Source organism: Cryobacterium psychrophilum (assembly GCF_004365915.1).
Taxonomy (GTDB): domain Bacteria; phylum Actinomycetota; class Actinomycetes; order Actinomycetales; family Microbacteriaceae; genus Cryobacterium; species Cryobacterium psychrophilum.
In genome coordinates, this window is the sequence record NZ_SODI01000001.1 from 3,056,416 (window position 1) to 3,074,809 (window position 18,394).

The 18,394-nt window shown below is 63.7% G+C and carries 19 protein-coding genes, 1 tRNA gene and 2 pseudogenes; 11 read left to right on the forward strand and 11 right to left on the reverse strand.

Annotated elements, in window-relative coordinates; translation table 11 throughout:
• Nucleotides 1-176: 176 nt before the first annotated feature.
• Nucleotides 177-851 carry a TetR/AcrR family transcriptional regulator gene (locus EDD25_RS14365; RefSeq protein ID WP_134174180.1) on the reverse strand — a complete coding sequence of 225 codons (675 nt, stop codon included), beginning with the start codon at nucleotides 849-851 and terminating at the stop codon, nucleotides 177-179.
• Nucleotides 852-986: 135 nt separating this feature from the next.
• Between EDD25_RS14365 and EDD25_RS14370 the strand changes: the two genes are divergently transcribed.
• The 5 genes from EDD25_RS14370 to EDD25_RS14390 all read left to right on the forward strand — a co-directional run bounded on the left by EDD25_RS14370 (nucleotide 987) and on the right by EDD25_RS14390 (nucleotide 5,537).
• Nucleotides 987-2,027, forward strand: a complete 1,041-nt coding sequence (locus EDD25_RS14370; protein WP_198418866.1) for an NAD(P)-dependent alcohol dehydrogenase — start codon at nucleotides 987-989, stop codon at nucleotides 2,025-2,027.
• Nucleotides 2,028-2,123: 96 nt separating this feature from the next.
• Complete coding sequence (locus EDD25_RS14375) at nucleotides 2,124-2,612, forward strand: DUF6326 family protein (RefSeq protein ID WP_134174182.1); 489 nt, start codon at nucleotides 2,124-2,126, stop codon at nucleotides 2,610-2,612.
• A 492-nt stretch (nucleotides 2,613-3,104) separates the two neighbouring features.
• Nucleotides 3,105-3,692, forward strand: coding sequence for a type IV toxin-antitoxin system AbiEi family antitoxin domain-containing protein (locus EDD25_RS14380; protein WP_134174184.1), 588 nt, complete (start codon nucleotides 3,105-3,107; stop codon nucleotides 3,690-3,692).
• Complete coding sequence (locus EDD25_RS14385; protein WP_134174186.1) at nucleotides 3,689-4,576, forward strand: nucleotidyl transferase AbiEii/AbiGii toxin family protein; 888 nt, start codon at nucleotides 3,689-3,691, stop codon at nucleotides 4,574-4,576. Before EDD25_RS14380 ends, EDD25_RS14385 begins: the two co-directional genes overlap by 4 nt.
• 352 nt (nucleotides 4,577-4,928) lie before the next feature.
• The gene (locus EDD25_RS14390) at nucleotides 4,929-5,537 is read left to right on the forward strand and encodes a hypothetical protein (protein ID WP_134174188.1); all 609 of its coding nucleotides are present in this window, start codon (nucleotides 4,929-4,931) and stop codon (nucleotides 5,535-5,537) included.
• A 121-nt stretch (nucleotides 5,538-5,658) separates the two neighbouring features.
• Here the strand turns inward: EDD25_RS14390 and EDD25_RS14395 are convergent, their stop codons facing one another.
• On the reverse strand, nucleotides 5,659-5,916 hold the full coding sequence (locus EDD25_RS14395) for an SHOCT domain-containing protein (protein WP_134174190.1): 258 nt from the start codon (nucleotides 5,914-5,916) through the stop codon (nucleotides 5,659-5,661).
• A 248-nt stretch (nucleotides 5,917-6,164) separates the two neighbouring features.
• Between EDD25_RS14395 and EDD25_RS14400 the strand changes: the two genes are divergently transcribed.
• A complete protein-coding gene (locus EDD25_RS14400) occupies nucleotides 6,165-6,584 on the forward strand; it encodes a DUF302 domain-containing protein (protein WP_134174192.1) in 420 nt (139 codons plus the stop codon).
• A 121-nt stretch (nucleotides 6,585-6,705) separates the two neighbouring features.
• A pseudogene (locus EDD25_RS18050) lies at nucleotides 6,706-7,388 on the forward strand (ABC1 kinase family protein); the annotation flags it as partial.
• A 171-nt stretch (nucleotides 7,389-7,559) separates the two neighbouring features.
• On the opposite strand, the gene lnt reads toward EDD25_RS18050, so the two are convergent.
• From lnt to EDD25_RS18060, 5 genes and pseudogenes are all read right to left on the reverse strand, one after another.
• Entirely contained in the window at nucleotides 7,560-9,143 is a 1,584-nt protein-coding gene (gene lnt, locus EDD25_RS18055; protein WP_241986416.1) for an apolipoprotein N-acyltransferase, read from the reverse strand.
• On the reverse strand, nucleotides 9,127-10,440 hold the full coding sequence (locus EDD25_RS14415; protein ID WP_241986415.1) for a multicopper oxidase family protein: 1,314 nt from the start codon (nucleotides 10,438-10,440) through the stop codon (nucleotides 9,127-9,129). The genes lnt and EDD25_RS14415 overlap by 17 nt, the downstream gene beginning before the upstream one ends.
• Before the next feature lie 408 nt (nucleotides 10,441-10,848).
• Nucleotides 10,849-11,025, reverse strand: coding sequence for a hypothetical protein (locus tag EDD25_RS17630; RefSeq protein WP_166671317.1), 177 nt, complete (start codon nucleotides 11,023-11,025; stop codon nucleotides 10,849-10,851).
• Nucleotides 11,026-11,120: 95 nt separating this feature from the next.
• Nucleotides 11,121-11,318, reverse strand: a complete 198-nt coding sequence (locus EDD25_RS14420; protein ID WP_134174198.1) for a hypothetical protein — start codon at nucleotides 11,316-11,318, stop codon at nucleotides 11,121-11,123.
• Nucleotides 11,288-11,539, reverse strand: a pseudogene (locus EDD25_RS18060) (heavy metal translocating P-type ATPase); the annotation flags it as partial. The pseudogene EDD25_RS18060 and the gene EDD25_RS14420, both read right to left, overlap by 31 nt.
• Before the next feature lie 349 nt (nucleotides 11,540-11,888).
• On the opposite strand from EDD25_RS18060, the gene EDD25_RS18065 reads away from it, so the two are divergent.
• On the forward strand, nucleotides 11,889-12,176 hold the full coding sequence (locus EDD25_RS18065) for a LapA family protein (protein ID WP_241986414.1): 288 nt from the start codon (nucleotides 11,889-11,891) through the stop codon (nucleotides 12,174-12,176).
• A gap of 139 nt (nucleotides 12,177-12,315) precedes the next feature.
• On the opposite strand, the gene EDD25_RS14435 is transcribed toward EDD25_RS18065, so the two are convergent.
• From EDD25_RS14435 to EDD25_RS14450, 4 genes are all read right to left on the reverse strand, one after another.
• A complete protein-coding gene (locus tag EDD25_RS14435; RefSeq protein WP_134174202.1) occupies nucleotides 12,316-12,927 on the reverse strand; it encodes a TetR family transcriptional regulator in 612 nt (203 codons plus the stop codon).
• 22 nt (nucleotides 12,928-12,949) lie between these two features.
• Nucleotides 12,950-14,245 carry an ABC transporter permease gene (locus EDD25_RS14440; RefSeq protein ID WP_134174204.1) on the reverse strand — a complete coding sequence of 432 codons (1,296 nt, stop codon included), beginning with the start codon at nucleotides 14,243-14,245 and terminating at the stop codon, nucleotides 12,950-12,952.
• On the reverse strand, nucleotides 14,242-15,003 hold the full coding sequence (locus EDD25_RS14445) for an ABC transporter ATP-binding protein (RefSeq protein ID WP_134174206.1): 762 nt from the start codon (nucleotides 15,001-15,003) through the stop codon (nucleotides 14,242-14,244). Before EDD25_RS14445 ends, EDD25_RS14440 begins: the two co-directional genes overlap by 4 nt.
• 114 nt (nucleotides 15,004-15,117) lie before the next feature.
• Complete coding sequence (locus EDD25_RS14450; RefSeq protein ID WP_134174208.1) at nucleotides 15,118-15,792, reverse strand: MBL fold metallo-hydrolase; 675 nt, start codon at nucleotides 15,790-15,792, stop codon at nucleotides 15,118-15,120.
• A 120-nt stretch (nucleotides 15,793-15,912) separates the two neighbouring features.
• On the opposite strand from EDD25_RS14450, the gene EDD25_RS14455 reads away from it, so the two are divergent.
• From EDD25_RS14455 to EDD25_RS14465, 3 genes are all read left to right on the forward strand, one after another.
• Nucleotides 15,913-15,985, forward strand: a tRNA-Glu gene (locus EDD25_RS14455).
• Nucleotides 15,986-16,417: 432 nt separating this feature from the next.
• A complete protein-coding gene (locus tag EDD25_RS14460; RefSeq protein ID WP_134174210.1) occupies nucleotides 16,418-17,443 on the forward strand; it encodes a TerC/Alx family metal homeostasis membrane protein in 1,026 nt (341 codons plus the stop codon).
• Between the two features lie 104 nt (nucleotides 17,444-17,547).
• Complete coding sequence (locus EDD25_RS14465) at nucleotides 17,548-18,351, forward strand: PP2C family protein-serine/threonine phosphatase (RefSeq protein ID WP_134174212.1); 804 nt, start codon at nucleotides 17,548-17,550, stop codon at nucleotides 18,349-18,351.
• Nucleotides 18,352-18,394 lie beyond the last annotated feature (43 nt).

Sequence of the window (18,394 nt, forward strand, 5' to 3'; positions counted from 1 at the left end):
GAGTGCTGCGAGAGTCGCAGGGCAGCGAGTAGTGCTGTCGTTCGGCGCCAGTCAGGACGGGGCGCTGAATCGGGACCACCGGCGTTCAGCCATATAGCCGGTCGAGCCCACTGCAACACGGCGGTTATGGATCGGAACGGCGGTGCAGAGGGCCGCGCGACGGTCCGTGAGCGTAGCTATGCGGAGGCTCTGAGGGGCTCGAGGGCGGCGAGGACGAGGTCGAGGCCGAAGATGAACTCCTCCGCCGGGTCGTAGCCGGCAGCGACGAGCGCCGCGGCGGACTCGTTGAGGTAGGGGAACTCGTCAGGAGGAAGCTGGGGCAGGAAGACGTCCTCGGCCATGTCCGCGAACTCATCGGCGGTGTCGAACGGCAGGCTGGCTGCTTGCAGGGCGAAACCGTAGACATAGCTGTCGAGCAACCAGTTGGCGTGCGTCGCCATCAAGACCGGGAAGCCAGCCCTCCGCAGGCAGGCGGTGACCGCTTCGTGGTGGCGGAGGTTCGCGGGCCCCGCCGATGTCCGCGACTCCATCAGGCCGATCGCCCACGGGTGGCGTGCGAGAACCTGTCGGGCGGATACCGCCCGCCGTCGCATCGCCGACTGCCAGTCGGTCTCTTCGGGCGGGAGCTCGATCTCCTCGAACACGATGTCGATCATGGCGTCCAGCAACTCCTCCTTGCTCGCCACGTAGTGGTAGAGCGACATCGCGCCCGCGCCGAGCGCGCCAGCCAGCCGGCGCATGCTCAGCCCGTCGACCCCCTCTCGGTCGGCGAGCCGGACCGCCTCGACCACCACCCGTTGCTTGCTCAGCCCCGCGTCTGACGCGACCTGGTGTTGTTTCCTTGCAGACACGGGTCTCCTCGATCGCTCGAACGGCTTAGGAAACGTCTAGCGGATCTTCATCGTACAGTGTACGCTCATCGTACAGCGTACGACGTACGGTGTACGAGTCAGCGAGAGTCGCAGCTCGGACGTGAGGAGGCTTCTGTGGGAATCGAACAGCAATCGAATGAAGGAGCACGCCTGGTGCCGGGGGCGAGTCCGACCGGGGCGGCGACGATGCGGGCCGCCGTACAGCACCGCTACGGCCCGCCCTCAGTGCTCGAGTTGTCCGAGGTCAGGCGGCCGCTGCCCGGTCGAGGCGATGTGCTCGTCCAGGTGGGCGCGGCCTCGGTACATCCCGGCGACTACTTCGTCATGACCGGTGAGCCGTACATGGTGCGCCTGGCGTTCGGGCTCCGCCGGCCGCGCCATGGCATCCCTGGCAGGGACCTCGCCGGCGTGGTGGCAGCGGTCGGGAAGGATATCACCGCTCTCCGCCCCGGCGACAAGGTGTTCGGCTGGAGCACCGCTGGAACGCTCGCGGAGTACGCCTGCGTCCCGGCGGACAACCTCGTGTCCGTGCCTGCCAACCTGTCGGTCGTGGACGCGGCAGCGGTGCCCACGTCGGCCCTGGCCGCGTTGCAGGCATTGCGCGAGATCGCGAACGTTCGACCGGGCCAGACGGTGCTGGTCACGGGCGCGTCGGGCGGCGTGGGCTCCTTCGCCGTACAGATCGCCAAGGCGTTTGGCGCCGAGGTGACGGGTGTGTGCAGCACCCGCAACGTCGACTTGGTCCGGTCGCTCGGTGCCGACCACGTCGTTGACTACACGAGGACCGACTTCACCCGCACCGAGAAGCGCTACGACGTCATCCTCGACAACGTGGAAGTCCAGCCCCTGGCGGCTGTCCGACGCGCGCTGACGCCCACCGGCACCCTCATCCCCAACAGCGGACGCGGCGGCCGCTGGATCGGCCCCCTCGGTCGGATCGTCAAAGCGCGCGTGCTGTCCGGGTTCACCCGTCAGCAGCTGAAGCCCTTCCTGTCGGTCGAGAAGCGCCAGGACCTGCTCACCCTGGCCGACCTGCTCACGACCGGGCAGGTCACGCCCGTCATCGACCGCACCTACCCCCTCGGCGAAGCAGCCGACGCCCTCCGCTACGTCGGGGCCGGTCACACCCGAGGGAAGGTCGTGATCACCGTCTGACGACCGGACCGACGAGAACGACCCAACCCGTGCGTATGCACGCCCAGACCTGCCGCCACTCCGGCGGACGGACCGCACCTCTTGAAAGAAGAACCGATGACCATCCAAACGAAAACCCCGAACCTGCTCGGCAACCCGCCGATCCCCGTGCAGGCTAAGCTCGCGGCAGCCTGGACCAGCCTCATGTTCCTCGTCATCTACATCGACTACTTCCACCTCTACCAGCCCGGCGAAATCGACGAAATCCGGGGTGGCGTCATCTTCGAGTTCGACATCAGTGGGACATTGATGTCCATCTTCTTCGCGATCATCGCGATCCCGGCCCTGATGGTGATGCTCTCCATGACGTTGCCCGCCCGTGTGAACCGCGCCACGAACCTCGTCGTTGCATCGCTGTACATCCCCGTCATGGTGTTCAACGCGGCAGGGGCGTCCTGGGACTGGGCCTTCTACTACGGCCTCACCATCGGAGTCGAGGTGCTGCTCCTTGCCTTCATCCTGCGCTCCGCCTGGACATGGCCTCGAACCCCCGCCGTCCCAGCCGGTCCCGCGACGACCGACCTTCGACAGGACCTTCGACAGTAGGTATCCGTGTAAAGTCCTACGGCGTGAAGCCCGCCGCTGCGGACACCGGACCGTGACCCGCTCAGGCGCGGTATGCGCAGAGAACCTGCTCACGAACGGTCCAATGTCCGCGTGGGGGGCTCGCAGGCCGGATGTCGGCGGCTAGAAAACGCCCTGCCCGTAGGTGGCCACGGAATTGCCTGCTGACGGTCAGTGAAACTGCCCGTTGGTGGGGCTTATGTTCTTGGTTCGAGTCGGGGCAACCGCAGGTCGCCGCATTCAGTTTTTGAAGCCAGATCGCGTTTCGTTGTCAAGAGCTTCACATCGTGAGATGGTTCTGACTTTTGGCAGTGGTGGCGAAGCTGGGGCTATCCACTGCCGCCGGTGCCTGTGACGCAGTACGCCTTGGCAACGCGTCGGTGGCTTGTCCGGTTGCGCGATTGCGTCCGTGGTGAGAAAATGTTTACAGATATGGGTTATGCGTAAACAATTTGTCACCGAGTAGGGGAGGGTATGAAATTGACATCGGAATTGGACGGAGCGATTCTTCGTCGCAGGGATCTTGCCCGAGCGGGCATTAACTGGCGTTCCGTCGACGCGCTGGTCGACGCGGGCGCGATCACGCGCATCGCCCCAGGTGCCTATGCCCGCACTGACCAAATTGACGATGACACCGCAAGCTTGGCCTCGATCGCGCTTCGCAAGCCGCAGGCAACGCTTGCCCTCGCGAGCGCCCTCGACCGGCACGACCTCACCGACGCGATTCCTTCTCGCATCGACATTGCGCTCCCACGAGGATCCCGGACGCTAAAGACGCCCAACGCCCACATCCGATGGCATTCTTTCGACGCCGCGACCTTTGAGATCGGCCGCGAAACTATCGAACTTGCCGATGGCATCCGAATTGGTTTATACGGTGCCGAACGAACAATCATCGACGCCTTCCGAACACGACACACGAACGGCCCTGAACAGGCGAACGAAGCACTCAAGCGCTGGCTGCGCCGGCCAGGATCTCAGCCATCGGAGCTACTCAGCATGGCGAAAAGCTTCCCCAAAGCGCTCCCGGCAATTCGCTCGGCGTTGGAGATTCTGCTGTGACCGTCGGCGTATCCTCGACCTTCCTGCGGATCCAGAGGCTGGCACGCGCGCAAGGTCGGAACGTCGATGAACTGGCGCGCCTCTACCTGTTGGAGGGCATGCTCACTCGAATCGCAGCTTCTCCCTTGGCCGGAGACTTCGTCCTCAAAGGTGGCGTCCTCCTCGCGGCTTTCGCACTCCGCCGGCCCACGAAGGACATCGACGTCGAAGCGTCAGGCGTCAGGAATGACGTGACCGACGTCAGCGCGCGCATCCACGAGATAGCAGCTATAGACCTTGATGACGGAATCATCTTTGATACCGGTTCTATTCGCGCCGAAGCAATCCGGGAGGGGGATGAATATCAAGGAATTCGGGTGCGTCTCGAGGGCGGCATCGGTCGATACCACTCCGTTGTCGGGCTCGACGTCAGCTTCGGTGATCCCATCTGGCCTGCACCACAGCAGGTCGAGGTGCCACGAATCCTTGAAGCCGGGGGTATCAACCCTGTCAAAGTCCTCGGCTGCCCGCTGGCAATGGTGATCGCTGAGAAGACAGTTACGATGATGCAACGCGGAGAGGCGAACACACGGTGGCGCGACTTCGCCGACGTCATCGTCATCAGCCGGAACCACACCTTCACATCTGGCGGGGTTCGTTCGGCCATGGACGCCGTGGCGGGCCACCGCACAATCGAATTGTCGGCGGTTGCTCAAGCCCTTAAAGGCATGGCTGTGATCGCTCAGGCGAAATGGGGACGCTGGCGCGGCGACCAAGCCAACGCTGACGATCTGCCCGCGTCCTTTGCCGATGTTATTGCCCCAGTAGGTCGGTTTATCGACCCGCTCATCCAAGGAATCGGATCTGACATGGAATGGGAGCCAATTACAGGCACCTGGAGGTGAGTGCCTGAAATGATCGCTGATCGCTGATCGCTGATCGCAGAAGTGGAGTCTGACGCACGAGTGCCAATTTGGGTGACATAAACCGTCCAAATTGCCAGAATCAGTCCGTTTCAACACGGAGTATTAGGTAAGCTGTGGTTACCAACTTCCGCATAATTACGCGGAACTTGGGGGATGGGTACCATCTAACAGGCAGCCCGGCTCGCATCATTTGTTCTTGGTTCGAGTCCAGGTACCCCAGCAATAACCCTTGCGTTTCTTCGGAAACCAGGGGTTCTTTTGTTTCCAGGCGCACCGTCGTGATCGTTACACCGGCGGCTGACGGTCGAGGAGTACCGGCCACAATGGAGACATGACGATGCCAGTACCCCAGCTCATCGTGGCGGCAGTGCCCCTCATGCTCGTTCTCGTCGCCTGCGGTCAGGCCCCTGGCGACGGAACGGCGCCGGTTCCGACTGATGCGGCCGACGTCGCGTCGTTGGAGAACCGTCTCGAAACCATCGACGCTGCGGTTGCGCAGTGGCGGACGGCATCATCGCTCAAGGCCGCCCACACCGCCGCCGAAGGGGCCGCGAACCTGGTGGTCGGGCGCAACGGTCCCGGCTATGGTGATCGCAATGGTGACGGCGTGATTGGTGGTGAGACTGTCGCGGGAGTTCTGCCCGGGCGGGATGGCACTCCCGCCGGACTCGACACGGCGCTCGCGAGCAATCGGTGTGTCGTCAACGACGTGTTGGGTGGGGCCCGGACCGACCCGGCCCGTGAATGGGGACAGATGCTGTCCACCATCGACCTGTGGCGACCGGCCAACAACACCATGCCCTCACTGGGCAGCCATCCGATGCGCATAGTTGGATGGGCCACCTTCACCCTGGAATCGGATTCCCTGGACGACGTCCATGAATACGCCGGACACGCCAAACTCCACGTCGATGTCTCGGTGCGTGCCCTCGACTGCTGACGGTCCAGGATCGAAGCCGCAGGACTCCTCGGTCCGTGGGGTTGTCGGGACTACTGTGCAGTGCCGGGCCCAGACGGTCGCCCGCCGTGAGCTGGTGCGCCGCAGCGCCTGGTCGGGTTCGCTATGAGTTCTCGCCGAGCACCCGAATCTGCTCCCGGTACTGCTCGGCCGTGAGCTCGCCCGTGGCGTATCGTTCGTCAAGAATCTGACGAGCGCGGCTCGGGCCAGGTGTCGGCCCAGATGCGCCAGGACCTCCGCCCCGGCTGCCGGCTCCGCTGGACACGCGCACAAGCAGCACGACAAGCAACACGACCCCGACCAGCAGAAGCAGCCCAGACAGCCACCACCAGCCCATGTCCCAACCGTATCCCCACATCATGCGAACTCCTTTTCCGCCGGCGCGTTGCACCCGTCACGCGACATGGTAGCCCAGGAGGGTGTCGCGAGGAAGGATGTGATCATGGGGTAGTTCGATTCGACAGCGAAACAGGAGAAAATACCCGCATGGGTATACGCTGGCTGGGTGCCAACGTTCGACATCACAGGAGAAACGTCTGACGAGCCCGATGCCGGATCGCCAAGCTGCCAGAACGCACGTACCGTAGACCAAAACTCATAAGGAGCCCCATGAACTACGCACACTCGATCACGCTGTCCGCTCCGTTTGACGAAGCCGTCCGATTGACGAGGGAGGCCCTGGCCGCCCAAGGCTTCGGGATTCTTACCGAAATCGACGTCAACGCCACGTTCGCCGCGAAGCTCGGGCCCGAGGTCGCAGCCACCCTGGGCGACTACCTCATCCTCGGTGCCTGCAACCCGCCGCTCGCGCATCGGGCCATCACCGCGGACCCCAATATCGGGCTTCTCCTGCCGTGCAACGTCGTGGTTCGCCGCGGTCCCGGAGCCACGGAGACGCTCATCCAGGCGATCGACCCCGCGACGATGGTGCAGCTCAGTGGCCAGGAGGGCATCCAGGCCGTTGCCGACGAAGCCGACACACGCCTGCGCGCCGCCCTCGATTCCGTTCAAGCTACCGCCGCAGAGTAGCACGGCGGCCCTCGCCAAGACTTGCCACGGCAGCCGCTCAGGATGCCGCGGCGAGAGTATGAAACGTGTTCGGGCGAATCCGGCGCCCACGTGAGGAGCATCTGTGGGTGCGAATTCCCATATGGAACGGTACGGGCAGGTCGCCGAGATCCTGGCCCGTCACGGACTCGGTTTCTTGGTGGGCGTGTCCGGACCGCAGCGGTGGGTTCCCTCTCACCACGGCATTCTGGGACACGAGCAGCGCGAGCAGCCATACACCAATCCGGAGCATCTCCGGCTGGCGCTCGAGGAACGGGGTGCCACCTTCATCAAGCTCGGACAGTTGTTGTCCACTCGATCCGATCTGCTGCCGCCCGAATACCTGACCGAGCTGTCCCGGCTCCAGGACGCGGCATCGACGGTCCCCGGAGAAACGATTCGGGAGCTTATCCGGCTGGAGCTTGGTGCGAGTCCGGAGGACCTGTTCGGAGCATTCGACTCGACCCCGTTGGCGAGCGCCTCGATCGGCCAGGCGCACCTGGCCAGGTGAGGGACGGCACTCCTGTCGTTGTGAAAGTCAGACGGCCGGGTGTCGTCGCCCAGGTCGAAGAGGACCTCGAGATCCTGCAGAACCTGGCCGCCCATGCGAGTCGGCGCTGGGAGGCAGCGGCCGAGTTTAACCTGACCGGCATCGTTGCCGAATTCGCGAGAACCCTGCCGGCCGAGCTGGACTACCTGCAGGAGGGGCGAAACGCGGAGCGTTTCGCGGAGAACTTTGCGAAGGATCCGTACATCCGGATACCGCGGGTCTTCTGGGCCACCACAACCTCGCGCGTGCTGACGCTGGAGCGCATGACCGGTTTGAAGGTCGATGACCTCACCCGGCCACCGACAGCGACTCAAACCAGTGGCGTCCAGGTGCCGCCCTTGTCGGTGCTCACCTACACCGCGGCGTTGTTGCCGCTGAGCGCCGCGGCGTCGAGCGTAGTCACGAGGTCAAACGTCGCGTCGACGACGAGCGAGAAGCACGGCGAGGATCATGCCGACGAGTCCAAGACCGGAGACAGCGAGTTCGATTCCCCGCCCGGCAACCATGGCAAGAGTGACCGTTTGGCTCAGCGGCACGTCCTGAACCATTGCACCGGGTTCGAATGTCGGCAGGCGATCAATTGTGCCGCCATCGGGGGCGATGATCGCCGAGGTTCCCACGGTTGACGTGTTGACCAGGCTGCGGCCGGTTTCGATCGCTCGCAATCGAGCGATAGCCAGCTGTTGCACACTCTGATCGGTTCGGCCGAAGTCCGCGTTGTTCGTCGGCGCGAGGATGATGTCAGCACCACCGGCAATCATCTGCCGGATGAGATTGTCGTCCACGATGTCAAAACAGATCGCGAGCCCAGCGGTCACACCGTTGATATCGAACACATTGTCGCGAGTACCGATTGTGAAATCGCGTGGGATCAGGGCGAACAAATCTGGGGCCAGGGGGGACCAGAACTCGCGGTCAGGGATGTACTCGGCAAAGGGAACCGGATGTATTTTGTCGTACTGATCGACCGCGTTGTCCCCGCCCTTCCACAGGAGGAGACTGTTGAACGTGCGGCTACCATCGGTCGTGATGGTTCCGGTCACAATCGGCGCGTTCATTTCTTTGGACACACGGTTGAGAAGTGCGGCAGACTCGCTGCGTTCCAGCGGGTTGAGGTCGGAAGCGTTCTCCGGCCACACCACAAGGTCGACGGTCCTCCCGTAGAGAGGTTCAGTGGCCGCGACATGGTCCTGCAGGATCTGACCCGGCGTGTATTCGGCGAACAGCGCGGCATCCGCGTTTCCCTGAACGGCGGCGACACGAATGGTCCCCGAGGTGACCACCGGAAACGCTGGTATGGAGAGCATCAGCGCGATCAGCCCGACTGGAGCCATGCTCCGGATGACACGTTTTCGAGCGACCGGCTCCCGCGCCACCTGTACGATAAGGGCGCTGATCCACGCGAGCAGGAAAGACAGCCCTGAGATACCGACCCACGCCACCAGCTCACCGAAGGGGCTCTCCGACTGGGAAAACGCGAGCCGACCCCATGAGAATCCACCATACGGCCAGTTGCTCGTGACGTACTCCCGCAGGGTCCACAGTCCAGCAATGACGACAGGGGTCAGGCCGAGGCGCCCCCATGGTCCGGCAAACGCACGGTCGGCGAAGCGCCAGGCGAACGCCATGATTGCGCAGCCCAGTGCGAAGAAGATCGACTGCAGTCCTGCCAGAGCCAGCCAAGGCACGGGCCCCAGATAGATTGTGATCCACAGGATGTGAGTTCCCCAGAACGCGAAGCCACCGAGCACACCAACTGCGAGTGCCCCCCACCCCCGTCGGCCGACGAGGGCGAGGAAGATGAGCGGGGTGCCGACGAAGATGAGCGGCCACCAGCCCAGGCCCGGGAACGCGAGGGCGTTCAGCACTCCTCCGACCCCGGCGACACCGGTGGCGATCCAGAGCGGAAGCCCATTCCGCTGATCGGTCACCTTCGGCGAGGGGAGCTGTGGCAGCGCAATCGTCCGGTCGTGCTCAATTTGTGTAAGCAAGGACACCCATCATTCCGGCTTCGCCATGGTAGAGGTTGTGGCAGTCGGTGAGCCACCGGCCGGGGTTGTCTGCGTCGAAATCGACGCTGAGGGTCCGACCTGGGAGCACGATCGACGTGTCTTTGCGGGGGCCACCGTTGGAATGCTGGTAGGTGTGTCCGTGCAGGTGCATGGGATGCCACATCTCGGTCGTATTGACGAAGTTAACACGTACCCGTTCGCCGGCGCTAATCGGGTGTGCGTCGTTCATCGGGTTGTCGTGCGAGAACCGTCGACCGTCCAAAGACCAGTTGTATGTGGTCATGCTGCCTCGCAACCTGATCGTGAGCTCACGGTCAGGCGATCTGGTGGGCAAGGCGACGTCGGATGCCGCGCGCAGTTTGTCGACGGTTGCCAGGCGGCCTGACAGTTCGGGGACGATGACAGTGGTCGGCGGTGTGGTGCCAGCGCTTGTTCGAACGACCGCGAATGCCCGGTTCTGCTTCCCCTCAGCTTCGGCGACGAAGGCGAATACCCCGTCTCCCATGGCGACGATCACGTCGTAGCGCTCACCCATACCGAGAAGGACCGAATCAACCTCGACCGGGTCAACAGGGAACCCTTCGGTGTGGGTGACGGTCAAGTGATGGCCGGCCAGAGCGACCCGGAACGCAGTATCGCCCCCGGCGTTGATCAGGCGGATGCGCACACGCTTTCCCGGCGCCGATGCGTATGTTTCCGGGTCGGCGGGTGGACGACCGTTGATCAGGTAGTGCGGGTAGTACACATCGCCGGCATCGCCGCCAAGGACATTTGATTTCGCGCCCATCAGCATGTTCCCCATTCGGATACCCATGTCGTCCATGTAGCCCATGCCCTTCGACAGGTCGGCGAGAACCTCCGGCGGAGTTGCCGTGACACCGTCGAGCCAGTCGTCGAGGATGACGACCCATTCGTCGTCGTAGGCCAACGGTTCCTTCGGATCTTCGACGATCAGGGCACCGTAGAGACCGCGGTCCAGTTGAGTCCCCACGTGGGGGTGGAACCAATAGGTACCCGCGTGCGGCGCGTGGAACTGGTAGCGGAACGACGATCCCGCGGCGATGGCCTTCTGGGTGAGATTCGGCACACCGTCCATGTCATTGCGCAGCGCGACCCCATGCCAGTGAATTGAGGTCGGTTCCGGTAGGGCATTCTCGATGGTGGCGCCCAATGCGTCGCCCTTCTTCAGGCGGATGATGGGGGAGGGGATGGAACCATAGCTCCACGTCGGGGCGGTGGTGCCGGCCAGGTCGAGGGTGCCCGTTCCAGCGCGCAATGCGACTCGTGTGGTCGCTCTCGACCCCTTCCGTGCAGCTTCAGTTTTGCCCACCGACGATGATGTGGGCGAGACGAACGTGGGTGCGGGGGTGCACGCGGACAAGGCAAGAAGCGTCGCGCCGGACATCCAGTTCAGTCCGAGCGCTTCGAGAAAAAACGGAATGCCGGGCGCGAGGCGGTAGAACCGGCCGCGCCGAGCCCCGCACCACGGCGAACCGGAAGAGGGAGATAGAGCAGAAGTCGTTCATGCTCATTTCGGTTCGTGTCCTGCGACGATGGCCCCGGCCATCAGGAGCAGACCACCGGTCGGGTAGCCGGCGACAGCGTCGGCTTCGTGTGGCGGTCGGTCTTATCGTGTGGGCTTGTCATGGTTAGGTCTCCGTGTCTCGAGGGGGTGTGGCTGGTTTTACAGGCCGGATCCTGAATGCAGGCCCTGGAAGAAAAAGTTCACGATGCCGAGGATGAACATCACCACGGAGCCGCCGCCCCCGTTCGTACCCGCCGTGCCGCTTGCGCAAGCACTGAGCGTCAGGGCCGCGGCCAGCGCGGCGGCCGTGAGGATGGACGAGCATGTTTTGAGCATTGCTCTTCAAATCAGTGTCAATCGTTTAAGAAACCGAGCGGCCGTTGGACACGGCAAAGTCACGCAGCCAGGTGCTGGCGCGTGAGCGGGTTCGTCTAAAGGCGACTGATGGAGAGCAGGGTCAGGCTGGGCCGGTACACCTGGAGCGGGATGATGCGGACTGAGCGCACAACGAGACCGCCGGCGTCAAGCAGACGCGCGTACACCGACGGCTGCCGCGCGAAACGGATGAGAGCCATGACGATGAGCAGCGCCGCACATGTCACCTCAGCTCGGACGGGTTGGCTACGCACAGTACAGACCTCTCGACAGTGCCCGAGGGTCTGCCCGGCCGGAAACGACGCAGCCTCAGACTGTTGCCCACCACAAAGACCGACGACAGCCCCATCGCAGCCCCCGCGACCAGGGAGTTGAGCAGGCCGAGCATGGCCAGCAGGCCGCTGCGCACGAGGGTCAGGTCGCTGGCCTCGATCGCGATATCCGTTCCGGTGCCCCTCGCGATGCCGAGGTCTGCCGGCGAGGCGCAGAGCAGTATTCATGATGCCGACGAACATCGGGGGGCTTGCGCACTCACGAGCACCTGCTTGCGTCCCCGCCCCGACTATCGCGCCGACGTTGACCCGGGACGCAGGATTCAAAGAGGAGTACTCTCTGCACTAACGGTCCGGTATGGACGGGCGGCTCGGTCCGAGGGGAAGAAGAACATGACTACTGATCCAGCTCCGAGCTCATCGACGGGGCCCCACCCCGCCTCACAGCCGGAAACGACTCCCACGCCCCAGCGTGATCGCTCTCCCGGGAAACCAATCGCGAAACAGGGCGGTTCCCCGGAGCGGCCCGCGGTCGATGTGACGAGGGCCGGGATGATCTGGGTTGCCGTGATCGCCGGGCTGGCCGTGCTGGTGCTGTTGATCATTTTCATCCTGCAGAACGAGGATCGCGTGACCGTGCACTACCTTGGCGTGGCAGGCGAGTTGTCACTGGGGATGGCGCTGTTCATCGCGGCCGTCGCGGGCGGAATTCTGGTCGCGATCGCCGGGGCGACGCGTATCCTCCAGCTCAGAAGTCAACGCCGCCACTCGAAGGGCAATCCGGCGGCCTCGCCGGGGCCTGCGGCAACCGATGGGCAGGAACCGAAGTCCGCGTCCTGAGCCTTTGCATGCCGCGGGACCGCGGTTGGTTCGTGGTCGGCGCCGGGTTTTCCCCGAGGCGAGCAGCCGACGGGCGCCTTCCGCGACGGTGAGGTTCTCCGGCAGGGAACGTTCGAACGTTTCCATGACCGAGCGAAGCTCAGAGCGTTCGCAGGGTGCGACGCAGAAGCTGTGACGTGGACGCGAGCGTTTCGGCCTGGTCTTTGCCTTCGTTCCGGATCCAGCGCATCGCCGTGTAGCGCAGTACGCCGAGGATCGCGTGGGTGAGCAGGTCGGCCTGGTCTCGCAGCTCGGCCTCGTCGCCGTCCGGTCCGGCTTCCCGCCGACGACGCAGGTAGATGAGATCCCCGACGTCGGCCGTGATCCGGTTCATTCGGTCCATCTGCTTAAGCAGTAGCCGAGGGTCCGTCTCAAACAGCCGCAACCGGTCGGTCAGCAGTTTCTCGTCGGAGCCGCCCGTCATGGAGCATGCGGCCACGAGCTCAAGCACCTCGGCAAGCAGGTCCGGCCCATCGGCCGCGATGAATGCCCGGGCCTTGCCCTCATCAATTTTCGGCGGTTCGGCTCCGACAACAGCCGCTTCCTTCGTCTTGAAATAGTTGAAGAACGTGCGCTGCGAAATACCGCTCGCCTCGCAGATCATGTCAACGGTAACCCGGTCGAAGCCGTGCTCGAGGACGAGGGAAACCGCATTGCGTTCCAGGCGTTGCCGGGTCGCTTGATGCTTCTCCTCGCGGGGCGTTGCGGTCATGGGTCTGCCTCGTCCTTCGGTTCTACTCGTAGCGCAAAGACTCGATGGGGTTGGCTTTCGCCGCTCGCTGAGCGGGCAGGGTGCCCGACAGGAACGCGATCGCCATCACGAGCAGTATGATCAGCGCCACGGAGGTGGGTTCAAAGAGCAGGATATTGAGCCCGGGCAGGTCGGCCAGGAGTCCGGTGGAGAGAACGTTGCTGAGGATCGAACCCGCAGCGATGGCCACACCCGCACCGAGCGCGCTACCGAGGAACCCGATCACGATGGCCTCGAGGCTGAACAGCATGTACACCTTGCCGCCGCCCATTCCCATGGCCTTCATCAGGCCGATTTCCCGCGTACGTTCCTGCACGCTCATCAGCAGCGTGTTGATGATGCCAAAAGCGGCGGCGACGAGCGCGATCACGGCGAAGGCGTTGAGCACGCCGACGATGCCGTTGATGACGGTCTGCACCGTGCCGAGCTGGTCCGCAACCGTTCTGGCCGTCAAACCGTCATCGGCGAGGGTCGACTGCAGCGCGAGCACGGCGTCGGGGGAGAGGTCCTTGTCGAAGCGTGCCGTCGCCCCGGCGTAGCGGGCCGATCCGGTGTCGATGCCCGCCGACTGCACGGTGGCGAGCTCATCGGTCAGTGCCGCATTGGCTCCGGCTCCGGAGGCGAGAATGCTTTCGAGGGACACGCCAACGACCGTGGCATCCACGCTCTGGCGCTCGCCGAGCACGTCGGTGATGCCGATCTGCACGGTGGAGCCCACGGCTGCCGAGTCCGATGCGAATCCGAACGGTTTCACGTAGCTGTCCGGAAGAATGAGCTGAAAATCGCTCGCCCCATGGTCGAGCTGGGCGCCGGCGGTGAGGTCGGCCGTGGTGACACCGGATGCCGGGTTGATCGTGAACTCGTACTTCGTGCTGTCGCCGCTGGCCACATAGTCGGGTGCGAGACCGCGGATCGGATCAACGGACTTGATGCCGTCCGTGCCGGAGATGGTTGCCAGGTCGGCGTCTGTCAGCGCGCTCGTCGCTCCCGGAGGACCGCCGAAACCGCCGCCGGTTGCGGCCCCTGAGGTGGCCGGGTCGTACTCGACGGGTCCGGCATCGGCGGGAGCGGCATCCGCTTTCGGCGTCACGATGAACACGTCGGCGGCGCCGAGCGACCCCACCTGCGCATCGACGTACTCGGAGACGCCGGCGCCGACGGCGGTGGTGAGCGTGAGGGTGAACGCGCCCACGAAGATGGCAAGAACCGTCAGCGTCGTGCGGAGCTTGCTGCGGAAGGTGTTGGAAATCGCGGTGGCGACGAGGTCGGTGGCTCTCATGCCGCACCTCCTTCAGTCTTGACGGCGGCGTGTGCGGCGGCGTGTTTGTGTGTGGCGCGGGTGGGGGACGACGTGGTCTCGTTGATGATGAGACCGTCGCTGATGTAGATCTGGCGGTCACAGCGCGCGGCGAGCTCCTCGTCGTGGGTGACGATGACCAGCGTGATGCCCTGGTCGCGGTTGAGCGCGAACAGGATGTCTTCGACCGTGCGGCCGGTCGCGGAGTCGAGGTTTCCTGTGGGCTCGTCGGCAAAGATCACCCGGGGGTTGTTGACGAGGGCGCGGCCGATGACCACGCGCTGTTTCTGGCCGCCCGAGAGAGTCGTGGCCTTCTTTGCGGCCTTGTCGTCTAGTTCGAGCTGGCGCAGAACTTCCATGCCCCGTGTGCGGCGGGCCTTGCCGCCAATGCCGGCAATCTTCAGCGGCAGGATCACGTTGTCGAGAACGCTCACGTTGGGCGTGAGGAAGAACTGCTGGAACACGAAGCCGAATTCCTTGTTGCGCAGTTCATTGACGGCCCGCTTGGAGAGGCTTCGTGCGTCCTGGCCGGTCACGCGAATCGTGCCCGTTTCTGGCGCGTCGAGGAGGGCGAGCAGGTGCATGAGTGTGGACTTACCGGATCCGCTCTTCCCGACGATGGCGATGCTCTCTCCCGGCGCCACCTGTAGGGAGACCCCCTTGAGCGCGTCGAAACGGCTCGACCCCGACCCATAGGATTTCTCCAGATCATGCGCGTCGATTACCCAATCGGCTGGCATTGTGCCCCGTTCCCCGTTGTCTGTCACCGCGGTCCGGTGATTTGCAGTAACTGCACTCTAGATTGCAGAAGCTGCAAATTGGCTGAGATTGAGGGGAATGTGGCCAGAATTCGACTACAGGTCGAGCACGTCTCCCGGCTCGAGCGGGAAGAACTCACCGTCGCCCTGTTGCGTCGCTGCCTTGATTCTCGCGTTGGACAGGTCCTTCCCCGCGCGGGAGAGCACCATCTCGTGGGTGGGAAAGCTGCGCCGCGGCCGCACGGCGAGAACGTAGTCGATCACCTCGCTGATCTTCAACCAGGGAGCCCCGGCGGGAACGGCGAGTGTCCCCACCTGCACGTCGGTCGGAATCGTGAAGGAATCACCGGCGTAGTAGAGCTCCTCGTTCACGAGCACGCCCACGTTGTCAACGACCGGGATCGACTCATGAATCACGGCGTGGGTCTGGCCGAAGAAGCGCAGCGTGAACGGGCCCGCGGTCACCGTGTCGCCGTCCCGCACCACAGTGATGTGCGGGGGTGGCCCGCGCGGTGCGTCGTCACGAGCGGATGCCGTGGCGACGGCCGCAGCCACGCCGGCGGGGGCATAGATGGGCACGCCCTCGTTCACTTCGAGAATGCGACGCAGTTGGTCGGGTGTCCAGTGGTCGGGGTGCTCGTGCGTGATCACGACGGCCGCGGCCCCCGCCGTCTCGGTGAGCGCCGTGGTGAACGATCCGGGGTCGATGTAAAGCTTCTGGCCTCCGACTTCAAGGATGAGTGCGGCATGCTCGAGCTTGGTCAGTTTCATGACCCGAGCTAATACCTAATCGGGCCGGTGCGCAACGTGAATCGCTCGCAAGCTCAGCCGAGGGTGCCCTCGGTTTGGTTGCGCACACATCCTGTGGCATACTCATAAAGTTGCAAAAACGGCCCCATCGTTTAGCGGCCTAGGACATCGCCCTCTCACGGCGGTAACGCGGGTTCGAATCCCGCTGGGGTCACAACTGCCCGGCACTCTTCCATGTGAAGAGAGCCGGGCCTTTTTTTCGTTAATCGCCTTGTCCCTGGCGGAGCGGAGCACCGCGCGGCCCTTCGGATGTCGCGGGTCGGCGATCCCGGGTTTGTCCCCTCCGTTGATCTGTACCCTCAGATGAATCAACAGCAGGAAATCAGGAAAGATTGAGGAGTGCCTCACCGGGACTCACATCGCCGCGACAGCGGAACGCTCGGCGCAGGCGTCAGGCACTGTTATGATTTCTGCAGCGAAGGGGAGTATGCCTCAGGGCCCACTGGGACCTATATCGCGATCGTTAATGCGGGCTCCAGAGCTACAGCCCCGGTCGCGGTGGTGTTGCTTTCCTCAGGAAAACAGCGCGGGAGAGACTTTCGGGTTCACAGCTGTTCGCAGCACCCCGTCATAGTGAAAGGCCCCCGTGGAACTCGCTCTCCCGCTCTGGTTTGAAGTTGGATCGCTCGTCGTGCTCACGCTCATACTCGTGGCCGACCTGCTCCTGGTGTACAAACGCCCGCACGTCCCCTCCATCAAGGAAGCCACCCTCTGGGTGGCCTTTTATGTGGGACTCGCCCTCGTGTTCGCGTTGCTCATGCTGATTCTCGGCGACGCGGAGCATGCCGGGCAGTTCCTGGCCGGGTGGCTGACGGAATACAGCCTCAGCATCGACAATCTCTTCGTGTTCGTCATCATCATGGCGCGCTTTTCCGTGCCGAGGAAATACCAGCAGGAAGTGCTCATGGTGGGCATCATCATCGCCCTCGTGCTCCGCGGAATCTTCATTCTGCTCGGTGCGCAGCTCATCGAGAGCTACAGCTGGATCTTCTACATCTTCGGGGCCTTTCTGCTGTACACGGCCATCCGCCAGGCGCTCAACAACGAAGAAGAGGATGAGGATCAAGAGAACGGCTTCATCCGCTTGCTGCGCCGTAGAATCAGCATCTCGCCGACCTACGACGGGTCCACGATACGCACCATCATCGACGGCAAGAAGATCTTCACCCCCATGCTCATCGTGTTCCTTGCCATCGGCACGACCGACCTGATCTTCGCGCTCGACTCCATCCCCGCGATCTTCGGCATCACGACGAGCCCCTTCATCGTCTTCACCGCGAATGTGTTTGCACTCATGGGACTGCGCCAGCTCTACTTCCTGCTTGGCGGGCTGCTGGAACGTCTGGAGTACCTCAAGTACGGGATCGCGCTCATCCTGGCCTTCATCGGAGTCAAGCTCGTGCTGCACGCCCTGCACACGAACGAGGTTCCGTTCATCAACGGGGGCAACGGCGTGGAATGGGCGCCGGAAATCGGCACGTGGACCTCGCTGGGCGTGATCGTCGGCTCGATGGCCGCAGCCACCATTGCGAGCCTCATCAAAGCCCGCTACGAGGCCCGCACGCGGGGGCACACTCTTTCCGAAGAGATCTCCCAGCAGATCGAGCACTAGAACGGTCCGTCGGCTTGGTACGGTTATGTCTGCCGTCCACCAGGACGCACGACGACGACGCCGTATTCGAAGGCGAGAAGGATGCGGGTCAGCTTGGGAGCTTTATGGTGCACGTTCCCGTGACCGGTGTGAGCGAAATCACTCTTCTGGGTGGTACCGCGGTATGCCGGTACAGTGCGCGTACCGACGTGGGCCGCGTGCGAAAAATCAACGAGGACAGCGTGATGGCGCAATCCCCGGTCTTCCTCGTAGCCGACGGAATGGGTGGACACGCGCAGGGCGACGTGGCAAGCCAGACCGTGGTTCGGGTCTTTGACGAGCACATTGAGCGCGATGTGCCGTCTACCCCGGAGAGAATTCTCGACGCCATCCATTCCTCCAACGACGCGGTGCGCGACCTGAGCGCGGTCGATGACTACGGCGCGTCGGTCTCCGGCACGACACTTGCCGGCGTCGCACTCGTGGACGCGGGCGACGATGTGGGCTATCACTGGATGGCCTTCAACGTGGGGGACTCCCGCATCTATACCTGGGACGGCGAGGAACTCCTGCAGCTCAGCGTTGATCACTCGGCCGTGCAGGAGATGTTCGACGCCGGACTGATCACCTGGGAGGAAGCGGAGAAGCACCCGGAGCGCAACGTGATCACCCGTGCCATTGGTGCCGACGAGTTCGTCGACGCCGACGTGTGGCTGCAGCCGGCATCCGGTTACCACACCTTCCTCGTGTGCTCCGACGGCCTCACCAAAGAACTCGAACCCAGCGACATCGCGCAGATCCTGAAGACGCACCATCCGAGCGAAGAGGATGCGCGCGGCCTTGCTGATGTACTCGTGGATGAAGCGCTTGAGCGCGGCGGCCGGGACAACGTCAGCGTCGTCGTCATCGAGGCCACCTACGTGGTGTGAACCCGGTCATGGCAGGGCGGTGGGCATGGAGCTACCGTTTCCG